Genomic DNA, 12,167 nt, shown 5'->3' on the forward strand with positions numbered 1-12,167 from the left:
TTCCCTCTACCACGTCCCGTAGTGAGGCCTGTGTGTTTTTGGACACCTCTATCCATTTATAGGATTCTTTTTCTTCTATGGGCAGTTTACCGTACTGTCTTTCATGCTTTGATTTGAACTCTAAGGGCCTGTTCCAAACTTTAATATCAGAATAGCCGTAGGGGGTACCAGTCACGGCATCCAAGACCAAACTTGGATGAATAAAGAATCCCAATCCTTGGGAGCCCTTTGCATTGGTAGTGCCCACAAAGCTATCTTTATTGATCCTTTTACCATGGCTGCTTAAGTTGATTTCTGTGGTATCTTGGATACAGACAACGAATCTGCCGGCACATGCCGTCCGGCAATTATGAATCAGATTTTCTATAATATCTTTTTCACTGACCCTGTCGTTCTGCAAAAAACGGTAAACCGCTTTTGCCTCTGATTCATTCCTGCTAATCTGACGGATTGAATGGACGCTCTTACTGAATAAATCCGATAAAATCTTATTGCCTCTATAAACTAAACGTTTATCCTCTAGGTCTGTGAATCCCCTTTTCATTTTATTAGCAAAACTATTATTAGTCAGCTAAAATATTAAAAAATTGTGTCCACACGATAGGATGGTTCGGGAGGAAATTCTTTTAAAAATTCGAGGCAAGCCCGCCTGAATGAAATTCTTTTCGGGCAGGCCTCGGGGAATTGAACCCTCAATGAGGGATTAAACGAACATCGCCATTAAGCTACCACCAATAGCTCCAGAACTAACACCTGTAATAATTCCTAATACTGGAACACCAATTACATCTCCTAAAACATATCCTATGCATAATCCAAATATGCAGCCTATACACAAGCCAATAAAAATTCGAAGTTTATTCTTGTGAAACTTTTTCATAATCAATTAAATAATATAAATAAAGGGGTTGGTTAAACCTTTAATTAATACTATTAGATCACTTAATAAATCTTAGGGAACAATTTATTCTTAGGGAGACCTCAAAATATTAAACAAAAGCGAATTCCATAAATTCATCTTTTAAAAAATAATCTCGAAGGAAGGGCATTCGTGAATGGAAATTTAAAATTAGTTTATTTATTTTGACAAAAAAAATACATTTAATTATTTAAAGAGTTTTACAAAAACAAACACTGCTTTTTACTTCTGCGTACTGGCCGTAATTTTTAGAGATCTCATATCCATTTTTAAGATATAGCCCGACAGCCTCTTTAAAAGTTGTTCCCGTTTCTAAGATACATTTTTTGTAACCTAGCTCCTTTGACCATTGCTCCAACTCGGCTAACATGTTACTCGCTATCTTCTTTCCTCTTCCTTCGGGCAACACAAACATTCGTTTTATTTCTAGGGTCTCTTCATCATACTTCTTAAAAGCTCCACAACCAAGTGGTTCCTCACCATCATAAGCAACAATTACATGATTTATAGTATCAATTTTATTGAATTGAGCAAAAAACGCATGCTCATCTCCATCTCTTATCACCAGTTCTTTATCGAGCATTTTATTCAGGAAATTAAAGTCTACATTCTCTGAGTTGGTTCTTTTTAATTCTATCATAATTTGATCTTAAGCTCAAAAATACTTTTATCTAATTCTCTTCCGGTAAATTTTCATCTTTAAAAATTTCTCCAGAGATATCATGCAAAATGCAAGGTATTTTACTAGGACTAGCCAAATTGGCCATTAGTAATACAAGCATACATTTAAATAATAGCTTCTTCATACCAATTCGCTTTCCATTTATAAAGCAATAAGGGCTCCTTGCTATTTGGCAGGCTAATTTCTTCTAAATACTTAAAATCCAGTTTTTCGAGTAATTTTTGTAAACCCAGATTCATCCTATTTGTTATAGCACAAAGCCTTTCCAACTTAAACTCCAATAAAGCGATCTCTTTAATTTTAAAAGCACTTTCAAACGCATAACCTAGCTTTTCATATTCAGGTAAAAATGCGAATCCTATATCTATACCTTCCACCCCTTCCCTATCATACAATCCGCAACAACCAATCTTTATATTATCAGATTTTCTTGATACTGTAAAATTACAATAGCCATTTTTCTTGATCACGGGTAATATATCATTGTTAATATAGGTTTCAGCATCTTGTATATTACTAATATTTCTATCTCCAATAAATTTGCTCCATTTTGGAGTATTCAATAATTCGAAAATAAAAGCAGAATCATCCAAAGTGGTTTGTCTGAGTACTAACCGCTCAGTTTGGTAGGTTAAGTCTCGATTCATATAGATATTTTAATCAGCTAAAGATCGAAAATATATAGTTTAAATCACAACTTGTTTTTCTAAGACCTTTATATTCCAATTCGCAAGTTCTGCAGCGTTAGTATAGGTGCTATGTAAAAAAGCTAGTAACATTTTAGATAGATCTTCAGATTGTTGGACGTCTTTATAAGGCAAAATAAATTCTCCCATATCTTTAAAATAATAACCGCTCTTAGGTCTTATATGTGCGCTATTAAAACCTTTTGGTTCTGGATATATATTATTATAGATAGCGGCAAATGGCAACATTTCATTTCCAGGCCAAATTCCGCTAGTGCTTACTTCATGAGAGTATGCTTTATGGTTATCCCCATCTGGTAAATTAGGAATTCCTGCAGGATGTTTAGGGGTCTCCTTCCCAGAAAAACGGGAAACAGCTAGATCAAAACAGCGCCAAAAGAAATATACAGGACTTGATTTTCCAATAAATTCTGCACGAAACTAATTAAAAACCTCGGGGCAGGCCCACGAGGTATGTCCCGATGGTTCGGGAGGAAAATACTTTTAAAAATTCGAGGCAAGCCCGCCTGAATGAAATTCTTTTCGGGCAGGCCTCGGGGAACCTGCCCAGCCGGTCAGGCGGGTTAAACCCTCAATGAGGGATTAAAAACCTCATCTACATTTAACAACACGGTATACCAATTAGAAGCATGTACAGAATGAGATTCGTTATGCTTTTCATCTTTATCGAATGGGATGGGATCTACCATTTTATTAGGAGTCCTATTCATTTTCTCCTCGATCCCAAATTCCTTCAAAAATTCTGCTACATTTTTCCAACAATTAACAACGGACATATTCTTTAAACTGAAAGACCTATTTTCTCCTTTACTTGTTACAAAAGTCGCCAGTTTTATGGATATAATAAAAAACTAGAAATCAAGAACCTCGTGGCAGGCCCACGAGGTATGTCCCGATGGTTATGGAGGAAAATACTTTTAAAAATTCGGGGCAGGCCTTGGGGAATTAAACCCTCAATGAGGGATTAAATCAGTAAAAATTGAAATAATCGAGGATAAGAAACCTATTGAGTGATGTATTATCTACCTCTTAGCGTTTCTATTCTTTAGTCATCATAAATGCTGAAGAATAATTATAATAGTGTGAAACTGGGCAATTGTTTATAGCAATTCCTATGCATTGCCTTTTATAATCTGAAAAATCAAAAAAGGTTAAGGTGGCTGTTAATATTCGTTAAGCAGATAAATTATGTTTAAATTTTACTATAATTTTAATATAGAAAAAAATTAATGAACCCATAAAATACCGCACAGCGGAAAACGATATGAAAGCAAAAGACAAAAACTCAGAAAAGAAAGAAAATTTAAAATACAATCCAGAAATTACCGAGCACGATAAGGACGTTCTTAACCAAGACAACATCCACGGCGATGGAGGCGATGACCAGGAATTGAAAGACAGAAAAAGAAAAGTAGATTTTGCTGGTGAAGATCTAGATGTTCCTGGACGTAATCGAGCAAAAAAAGGAAACGGACCCGGAGGTATTAATGACGAGGAAAACAAACTCTTTAGCCAAGGTGGTGATTCTAAAGATAACTTAGAACGAGATGACGCTGCGAATCAAAAAAAGAAGTAATAGTTTAAAGAATTATTTTTGATACTTCTCAAAAAGACATAAATCTATAGGAAATTACCAAAGCAGTAAAAAACCATTTCTGTTTTATCAATTGGAAACTCTTGTTGGAAATGAATATAGGAGATAAAACTAGACCAATTATAAAAATGATTTAAACTATTAAATGGATAACAAAGCTAGATTAATTTATTTCAAGTTCTAATTGCTTGTTGTTTTCTAGTGATCTTTTATCCATTTCTGTACCAACAGCAAGACCTATTGCTAAGCCAATAGGAAGCCCTATTGCTATAGACGCTGTATTATCTAGGATTGCAGAGAGTATGATACCCAATGGAAGTCCAAATACAGACATTCCAAGAGCCGACCACAAATTGCGATAATAGTTCTTAGGTACGATCTCTAGATCGTTATGAAGTGTTTTTAAGACCTTCTTTTTAACCAGCCTAACATAGAAATTTAATTTAAGATCATGATCTGAAACAGCGTTTAGACGAAATATTTCCTCGTTTAATTCCACGACTACTTCGGGAGGTAGCTCTCTATTTTGTAATTCTTGAACAAGTTGTTCAAGCGATGAATAATCCTTATTTAACGCCTCTTTCTTTTCAGAAAAACTGCGGATCTTTAAGCCTTCTAGTTCCATGCTCTAAAATTTTATCACTGTACTTGCAAATAAATTGTAGGGAACTTATTACTGCTTTAATTATATAAGACGTTAGTTTTAATTTTTGTTACTGCTAAATTCACACTTTTTGTGAAAAGAATTGAAATCTATTTCTAAATCATTGTGGATCTTAAAACTACAGCAAAAAAAATTTGCCAGTTTATCCTTTTGGCGCGTAGGATTTACCATAAATACTTTTTCAAATAGAAGACATTTCGAAAGCTATGGGGAAGGGGAATTAAACCCTCAATATGGGCTATGCTTTTGCAACTTCTTTAATGTTCTTACTGATATAAAAGCTTAATAAATAATATGAGAATATCAAGATCAAGAACTCATAACTACTCTTCATCTCGAACGAATCCCCTGAATAAAATATAGCCGATAAGGAGTCAAAAATTACTACAACTACTCCAAAACCCAAAGATTCAATTAATTTTTTAGCTCTTATTTTTTGTATTCGTGGAGTTTCAATTTTCTCTTTAGAAAAAACGAAAACAATTAATGATAGCAGTATGAAGTCTTTTAAAATCCAATTTAGTCTGATAACCTCTAGATTAATATAGTCTGCTATAGGATCAGAAAAAACGAGCCCAATAATTAAAAATAGCAGAATGGCGAGCACAATTTTTCTCAAAGAATTAGGCAATAGTTTTTCGTTCATTTTTTTGTTTTAAAATATGAGTTCTTTAGGATTTCTTATGCTAAGGATATTATTAAGTAAGAAATTTATCTATTAATGGTTAAAGTAGTATAATGCTTCTCCCATGGCTTTGCCAAAAAAATAAATAGACCCAATACTAAATATCGAGGCATACATGCCTATAAATAATTTTCTAGCTCTTATTGATTTAGCATTTTTTATACTTGTATAAGCTGCAAATGCGAAGACAATGAAGAAAAAATAATTCATAATTATGTTTAATTATTATGAGAAAAACACCCGCTCTATTGGTAAGTATTTACTGATATTGTTACAAAAATATCCATTTTTGTTTCATCTATTAATTTCTTTATTGGAGTCATTTCACATAAGGGTCTAACTTAATAATAAGCACAAAGTCTAGAGGTGATTTACAATAGCCTATAGCCTATAATTAAATACTTGTTGATTCTTTGTTAGACTTAGAACTTATTTTGCCTATTAAATTGATAAAAAAGATAGCTCTTCTAATATCCTTGAAGTTTATAATCTGGTTGACTTCTTTTTATGTTCACTTTATCCTCCTAGAATATGAGATCCAATTGGGGTATTTTAAAAACTCAAACACTAGAATACAAAACACTTTAAATTAAAATAATAGCGGAAAATTTAGATAATCAAGATAATTAAGCAGGTAATATCCCTAGTCCATCTATAATAAAAACAAATAGAAACATCATTATAAAAGTTAATACTAATCCAAGTATAGAAATCCATATTATCCGTCCCCATCCAAACTCTTCACCCCCAGATTCGAGATGAGCCTCCATTCCGGGACCTTGGTAGTATTTTGAAAATAGATATGCGCCCATGCTATAAGTAAGCGGAATTAATAAGGATGGGAAATTTTCAAACTTTGGAATGATCAGGGCTAAAGAAAATATCAAAATAGTTATCGGGATGGTATACGTCCAGGTGGCTTTTGCATTTTCAGGATCGTTTAAGGCTTTATAATTCTCTGCTATAAAATACCCGGCAATTAATGGCCCGCCCAAAAAGGAACCTACCCAAATGGCTCTTTCCTTATAGATCTTATCTGTTGGTGTGGTAGTTTCTTTTAGCTTATCCATGTACGTAATTGAAAAAATTGAAGCTAACCGAATAATGCTCCTATTAAAGCGAGACCGGCAAACTGTAAAGCCGGCAAAAATAAGGAAAAATGATAGAAATCTATGCCAATAGCTTTAGCTAAACTTTTTAGATATTCCGGTAATTATAAGAACTCCGCCAGAGCCCATAAGGGCGCCTATCCAAAATCCATGTGTGTCTTTATCTATAAGATAATGTGCTGCAATTCCTGCAAGGAGGGTTATAATGCCAATTACTAATAGCTTATTCATTTTGTGCTTGAGATTAAAAAATTGATCAAAAACTGCTTCCAGCTCTATGTGGACTTAAATTGTATCCTATAAAACACAAACAGAAAGAAGAGGAAAAAGATAAGATCATTTATTCCATATACCGAATAGAACAATCCGGCAAATAGGTCTTTTTTATAAACCTTGCTCACATCATTATTTACGATCCACATAAGCCAAGCTATCACGTAGATCAACTTTTCCACTACAAATACGCCTACTACCCATTTAGCTTTACTATAATTAACAGCTAAAGCAATGTAAGCAAGACCCCAAACCATGATCATTAATAATCCGAAATTAGACATTACTGCAGGGTCTGTCTCGGGAATAACCTCATTGGTAAAAAACCTTGATAGTACTAAAACTGGGATAATATTCATGAGACCCGCAGCTATAAATCCATTGCGTAATGTTTTATCAGTCATAAATTCTACTACTTAAAATATAAATTTGCACTTATTCAATCTAAAAACTCCATCTAATAGGGAAAGATAAGCCGAAAATTTCCGCCGCCTCACACTTAATTAAGATTATATCTTGACTATTAGAATAATTAAAGTTAGAAAATTTCTAATTAATAATTTTCCTGAAACGTATAATCTGGCTGACTTCTTTTAATGATTTCCTTATCCTCCTTGAATATGTCTGAGACCCATTTTGGGATGATTTAGCTAATGCCGCTCCAATCTCACTCAAACTGTCTGCCAGTAAACTGGAGACATCCCTTTTCCAGACTAAAGCAAGAATAATCCCAACGGCTTTCACCTTATTATTTTGGCCAAATTACTTACAAGGTTTAGTCGTTGTTAGACGACCTTTCCGGAAAAACAAGGCAATATCCTAAAACCCATCAATATCTCATAGGTGAAGCGAGTCCCCACTGAACGAGTGATGAATACCTTTAGATCGTGTTTTCTTGTTCTATAAATTGTTTATAGTGTTCGTAGCGCAGAAATATATCCCTTACATAGTTGTATGGTTCTGTTCCCCTCACAAAACCATGTCTAACCACTTCATCAAGGTAGTATTTCTTATCTGCCAATTTCAATATATACTCTTCTACATTATCGTCCCATATATTGGGATCTTTGCCATTCTTTTCTGCCAAGCGCATAGCATCAAAAACATGTCCTGCTCCGCAGTTAAAGGCAGCTAAAGTGAATTTTACTTTCTGGATTGAATCTTCTACAGCTTCAAACTTATCGCGCATTCTATCTAAATACTCTACGCCCCCACTTACATTTTGTTCTGGATTGAAACTGTTGCTAACGCCAAGTTCTTTTGCCGTAGCTGGCATCAATTGTATCAGTCCGCCTGCTCCTGCCCAGGACTCTGCTTTAGGCTCAAACCTTGATTCTTGATACACTTGAGAACAAAGGAAACGCCAATCCCATCCTATTTTAGACGCATTTTCTTTAATAATATCGTCGTATTTACTAATCTTATTGCCGTTTTTGCTGTAAAAGTCGCTTTGGACTCTAACCTTATAAGACTTTGTGTTTTTAAAGTACTTATTGTAAATAACATAGTAATCGTCTGACTTCTTCTCTTTGGTTATCCACTTGTTTATTGCCGTAAGTAATTCAGGAGAATTCTGCCTTACCGCCCAGGCTATTCGTTGAGAAAACGAAATTCTGGTATCAATATGGAGTATAGGATAGTAGGTTTTATTGATAGCCGCAATATTATAATCAGCGATTGTTCTATCAATTTCGCCATCCACTACCATTCTAATTATTTCATCTGTAGGAATATTTCCTTCAATATGTTCTATCGGAATTTCAGCACCAATCTCACCCTGCAAATTTTTAAGCCTTTGGGCATAGGATGTGTTCTCTCTAACCCACACGGTATCGTTTATTAATTCTAGCGTATTTGAAATTACTTGTTTTTCAATTTTATAGCCGGGTAGCGAGCGCCAATTATCGGGCATTCGCTGTACTAAAGCCTGGTGTGTTACATAATGGTTTTCTGTAAAACTTACTAAGCTTTTTCTAGGCTTAGTTATCGTTAAACCAAAGGCAATTAAATCACCGTCGCCATTGTTCAACATATCGAAGAGATCATCAATATCTTCAGCTATTGTGATTTTTAGCTTTAAGCCTAAGTTATTGGCCAAGCGCGATAACAACTCGTACTCAAAGCCCATTGGCATTCCTTTGTATAAAAAATAGCTAGTAGAACTGTAAATGGTTATGGCATGTAAAACGCCGTCTTCTTTTATGGCTTCTAAATCTTTAGAAACTTTATAAGGTAAGGGCGCCTGATCGACGCTTGCATTACTTTTATTGCTTTGAGAACAGCTTGATAGAATTATTAAAACAGCAACAAAAAGGACATTTGTTTTTACATTCATAACGGTCAAAATACAAAGAAATGAATGACCTATACAATTATTTGTTAAAAAAATAAATATCTGATACTTTTTAGAAGAGCGAAATCGCTTCAGATAATTATACTTTTTAGTTATTTGCACCTAAAAAACCGGACTGATTTTACTGCTTTTTAAGATTAAAAACATTTAGTATTTTTTAGTTCCAACATCGATTTTTAGCTGAATAAAAGCCCGAAAATGAAGCAAATAAAGCTCTAAGGGTTTTAGTTAATTCAAGTAAGGTGAAGTGTGAACGAGTCCCAAAAGCTATCGGGATTGGTGACTTTGTTTTTTGTTACTTGGTATCTAAACCATCACTTTTAATCAATTGCGTGCTTTTCGCTGTTAACCGATGTTGTTATAAGTTTAATTTACTAATTATGTGGAGGAGGTGGAATCCTTTTCAATGGTTGGTCCCGAAACAGAATATTTAATGATAAGGTGTCTGGGTTTTGGTTAACTCAAAAGGTTGGGCTTAGGAATTTACTCATGTATGCGTAGTTAGTTTATTAGATGGTGTCTAAAACATCACTTTCCACTGGAATACCAGCTATTTGCTTGTAACCGATAGTGGTAAGTAGCTTTTCACGTTTAATATTACTAGATAATTATTTATCAGCGTATTAGTGAAAAATGCCCTTTAAAGGTTCTTCCATCACTTAAATTAACTATAAACCAGTAATCATTGGAAGGCATTAGATTTCCATTGAATGTACCATCCCACCCCGTACTGTGTGAAGCTAGTTCTTTTAATAATTTACCATATCTATCATAAATTAATATTTTTGATTCTGGTAATTTATCTACTCCATCTATTTGCCAGCTATCATTGTATCCATCATTATTGGGAGTAAAAACTTTGGGATAACCTATAACTGAGATATCAATAAGGCTAATACCACAGCCTTTTTTATCTCTAACATATAGTGTATGAATACCTGAACTTACATTTTCAAAAAATGGAATATCTTGATAATTTGAAAACTCACTATCTAAAGAAAATTCATAATCTCCTTGCCCAAGACTTGAAGTATTAATTGCTATAGTATTATTATTAGAATTGTCAACCACTGATATATCATTTTGATTAATTTGAGCCATTTCTGATGTATTCACAAAAATATCTCTTGTCCTAGAGCAACCTGATCCATCTGTTTTAGTTAATGTAATTGAATAAGTTCCTGGGGTAAAAACGGTTAAAGTTGGAGCATTAGATAAAATTGTGCCGTCTTGATATGCCCACTCGTAATCATAAACCTCTAAAAGGTTTGTTTCAATTGGATCTAAAACTACTGTAAATGTTGGATCAGAAGAACAAACTACCTGTGGAGTATCTATTGAAAAGTCTGGCAACGGGTCGACAATAAACACTATATCTGTTTTAGCAATACAAGACCTGTTCATTGGGTTTATAACTTCTACTGTAATAGTTTGTGTTCCAGAAGCAAATGGATTTGGCAGTGGACTTGGTAATTCTATATCTGATTCGCTATAATAATGTACTTCCATACCTGTTTGTCCATTTAAAACATCACTCTCAATTTGTGAAGTATCAAAGTCATGAAATCCATCGGTATCATCGGCACCATCATCGCAGGATATTTGATTTGCTACATGATTAGCTAAAGGTTGTTTATCTACAATAAATTCTAGAGCAGTTTCAGCAAAGCAACTTCCATCACTTATATTATTATTAGTTACTCTGACTGTCACAACTTGACTAGTTGTAAAAAAAGGGTTCGGCAAAGGATTCTGTAAAAGATTATTATTCTCATCTAAGTAGGTTAGCGTAACATTTGATAATGATTGCCCTCCAATAATAGTTGATTCTACAAGAGATACATCAAAAGGGAATTCCCCATCTTGATCATCATCACATTGTCTATCAATAGTAACTGGATTTGCTACTGGAATTGGCTCTACATATAAATTTATATATGCTCCTAAACCTAAACAATCATTATCTAGTCCCCCGTCTACTCTAATATATACTTGTTGCGTATTTGGATAGCCGATATTTCTGTGATTTGAAGTATCCATAATTGGATTCTCTTCTGCTAAAGCATCGGCTTCATTTCTGTAATAATTAATTATTAATTGTTGTCCTATAGGAAACATAGCTTCTATTTCAGCATGTATACTACTAAAATCAAATTGTGAAATCCCATCAGTATTATCATCACATACATAGAAGTTTTTGGTAAATGTATTAGGTATTTGTGTTGTAGTAACAATCAATTTAACCTGACTTGTTCTGTAACAAGCATTATTATTCTCTACTCTTGCCCAAACAATGTCTTTGCTAACAGTTTGATTGGTATAAACTGTTCTATTTGTAATAGGATTATTATTGTTTTCTGCATCTATTTGAGATTCAAAAAAAGAAATGGTTTCATTTGCTGAATTAGTTGTTATTTCTGGAATAACTTCATCTAGATTAAATGCACTAAACCCATCTAAATCATCATCACATTGTTTAAGTTCAACTATTGATGATATTTGTGGAAGATCATAAATTGTGACAGTCGTAGTTTCGATAGCAGTATCTGTACCAACTGTTGGAGTAACACTAACTTCATAAGTTCCTGGGTTAGAAAACACATGTGTTGGTTCTATATCTGTAGATTTATTATTTACTCCAGAAGAAAGGTCATCAAAATCCCAAACTGCTGAATCTACAACATCTGAAAGCAAAAATTTTGTAGTATCTCCAAAACAAGTATTCTCAAAAGTTATTCCTTCAATATAAAAAAGTGAAGACACAAAAGTTGGTAGTCCTAAACCACTTTTTCTTCCTTCGAGATACATTTCATTATATTTATAATTACAGCCAATTCCTAAAACATTAGGGTTTTCTATAATATCTATATACGATCTACCAGATTTGGCAACATAAATCTTAGCATCTGGACCAAGTTGTAAAGAAGAATATGGCTCTCGTGTTGAAGATTGTAATACTACACCTGAATTGTAAATATCAATTGGCGCACCTGCCAATAAATTATACTGACTAACCCCTGGGTAATATGAAACATATAACAAATCACTATTAGGAGAAAATTCAATTCCATATGGGTTTCCTGGCGGATTTAGATCAGTAATAAGACTTACAACTTTTCCTGTATTAATATTAAAATTCATTGTCGTCCGACAAAAGATATAAGATCGCTGCGCTGCTAGA

General features: G+C 33.8%; 12 protein-coding genes and 3 pseudogenes. 1 reads left to right on the forward strand and 14 read right to left on the reverse strand.

Features of this window, described 5'->3' with window-relative positions; all coding sequences use genetic code 11:
* The 7 genes and pseudogenes from ES724_RS16715 to ES724_RS06270 form a co-directional block, all read right to left on the reverse strand.
* A pseudogene (locus ES724_RS16715) lies at positions 1-247 on the reverse strand (hypothetical protein); the annotation flags it as partial.
* A gap of 147 nt (positions 248-394) precedes the next feature.
* Positions 395-544, reverse strand: a pseudogene (locus ES724_RS17000) (transposase DNA-binding-containing protein); the annotation flags it as partial.
* A gap of 159 nt (positions 545-703) precedes the next feature.
* A complete protein-coding gene (locus ES724_RS16455) occupies positions 704-880 on the reverse strand; it encodes a hypothetical protein (protein WP_170249852.1) in 177 nt (58 codons plus the stop codon).
* A 229-nt stretch (positions 881-1,109) separates the two neighbouring features.
* Positions 1,110-1,559, reverse strand: a complete 450-nt coding sequence (locus ES724_RS06255; protein ID WP_146931047.1) for a GNAT family N-acetyltransferase — start codon at positions 1,557-1,559, stop codon at positions 1,110-1,112.
* A 146-nt stretch (positions 1,560-1,705) separates the two neighbouring features.
* A complete protein-coding gene (locus ES724_RS06260) occupies positions 1,706-2,248 on the reverse strand; it encodes a GNAT family N-acetyltransferase (RefSeq protein ID WP_146931049.1) in 543 nt (180 codons plus the stop codon).
* 39 nt (positions 2,249-2,287) lie between these two features.
* Positions 2,288-2,716, reverse strand: a pseudogene (locus ES724_RS16720) (DUF5996 family protein); the annotation flags it as partial.
* 155 nt (positions 2,717-2,871) lie between these two features.
* A complete protein-coding gene (locus tag ES724_RS06270; RefSeq protein ID WP_317129753.1) occupies positions 2,872-3,153 on the reverse strand; it encodes a DUF5996 family protein in 282 nt (93 codons plus the stop codon).
* 419 nt (positions 3,154-3,572) lie between these two features.
* Here ES724_RS06270 and ES724_RS06275 point away from each other — a divergent pair, with 419 nt between their 5' ends.
* Positions 3,573-3,884 carry a hypothetical protein gene (locus ES724_RS06275; protein WP_146931055.1) on the forward strand — a complete coding sequence of 104 codons (312 nt, stop codon included), beginning with the start codon at positions 3,573-3,575 and terminating at the stop codon, positions 3,882-3,884.
* A gap of 181 nt (positions 3,885-4,065) precedes the next feature.
* Here ES724_RS06275 and ES724_RS06280 read toward each other — a convergent pair whose 3' ends face one another.
* From ES724_RS06280 to ES724_RS06305, 7 genes are all read right to left on the reverse strand, one after another.
* On the reverse strand, positions 4,066-4,527 hold the full coding sequence (locus ES724_RS06280) for a hypothetical protein (protein ID WP_146931058.1): 462 nt from the start codon (positions 4,525-4,527) through the stop codon (positions 4,066-4,068).
* Between the two features lie 277 nt (positions 4,528-4,804).
* Positions 4,805-5,212, reverse strand: a complete 408-nt coding sequence (locus tag ES724_RS06285; protein WP_146931061.1) for a hypothetical protein — start codon at positions 5,210-5,212, stop codon at positions 4,805-4,807.
* A gap of 665 nt (positions 5,213-5,877) precedes the next feature.
* Positions 5,878-6,321 (reverse strand): hypothetical protein, encoded by a 444-nt coding sequence (locus ES724_RS06290; protein ID WP_146931064.1) that lies wholly within the window; start codon positions 6,319-6,321, stop codon positions 5,878-5,880.
* 114 nt (positions 6,322-6,435) lie between these two features.
* A complete protein-coding gene (locus ES724_RS16460) occupies positions 6,436-6,591 on the reverse strand; it encodes a hypothetical protein (protein ID WP_170249853.1) in 156 nt (51 codons plus the stop codon).
* Positions 6,592-6,635: 44 nt separating this feature from the next.
* Entirely contained in the window at positions 6,636-7,037 is a 402-nt protein-coding gene (locus ES724_RS06295) for a hypothetical protein (RefSeq protein ID WP_146931067.1), read from the reverse strand.
* Positions 7,038-7,513: 476 nt separating this feature from the next.
* Positions 7,514-8,968, reverse strand: a complete 1,455-nt coding sequence (locus tag ES724_RS06300) for an MltF family protein (protein ID WP_146931070.1) — start codon at positions 8,966-8,968, stop codon at positions 7,514-7,516.
* A 633-nt stretch (positions 8,969-9,601) separates the two neighbouring features.
* Positions 9,602-12,127 (reverse strand): T9SS type B sorting domain-containing protein, encoded by a 2,526-nt coding sequence (locus ES724_RS06305; RefSeq protein ID WP_170249854.1) that lies wholly within the window; start codon positions 12,125-12,127, stop codon positions 9,602-9,604.
* Between the last annotated feature and the right edge of the window lie 40 nt (positions 12,128-12,167).

It is taken from the genome of Gillisia hiemivivida, from assembly GCF_007997295.1.
Taxonomy (GTDB): Bacteria; Bacteroidota; Bacteroidia; order Flavobacteriales; family Flavobacteriaceae; genus Gillisia; species Gillisia hiemivivida.

Bases quoted from the DNA above. Each gene is read 5' to 3' on its own strand.
- ES724_RS16455 (WP_170249852.1), bottom strand. From the start codon at position 880: ATGAAAAAGTTTCACAAGAATAAACTTCGAATTTTTATTGGCTTGTGT.
- ES724_RS06255 (WP_146931047.1), bottom strand. From the start codon at position 1,559: ATGATAGAATTAAAAAGAACCAACTCAGAGAATGTAGACTTTAATTTC.
- ES724_RS06260 (WP_146931049.1), bottom strand. From the start codon at position 2,248: ATGAATCGAGACTTAACCTACCAAACTGAGCGGTTAGTACTCAGACAA.
- ES724_RS06275 (WP_146931055.1), top strand. From the start codon at position 3,573: ATGAAAGCAAAAGACAAAAACTCAGAAAAGAAAGAAAATTTAAAATAC.
- ES724_RS06280 (WP_146931058.1), bottom strand. From the start codon at position 4,527: ATGGAACTAGAAGGCTTAAAGATCCGCAGTTTTTCTGAAAAGAAAGAG.
- ES724_RS06285 (WP_146931061.1), bottom strand. From the start codon at position 5,212: ATGAACGAAAAACTATTGCCTAATTCTTTGAGAAAAATTGTGCTCGCC.
- ES724_RS06290 (WP_146931064.1), bottom strand. From the start codon at position 6,321: ATGGATAAGCTAAAAGAAACTACCACACCAACAGATAAGATCTATAAG.
- ES724_RS16460 (WP_170249853.1), bottom strand. From the start codon at position 6,591: ATGAATAAGCTATTAGTAATTGGCATTATAACCCTCCTTGCAGGAATT.
- ES724_RS06295 (WP_146931067.1), bottom strand. From the start codon at position 7,037: ATGACTGATAAAACATTACGCAATGGATTTATAGCTGCGGGTCTCATG.
- ES724_RS06300 (WP_146931070.1), bottom strand. From the start codon at position 8,968: ATGAATGTAAAAACAAATGTCCTTTTTGTTGCTGTTTTAATAATTCTA.
- ES724_RS06305 (WP_170249854.1), bottom strand. From the start codon at position 12,127: ATGAATTTTAATATTAATACAGGAAAAGTTGTAAGTCTTATTACTGAT.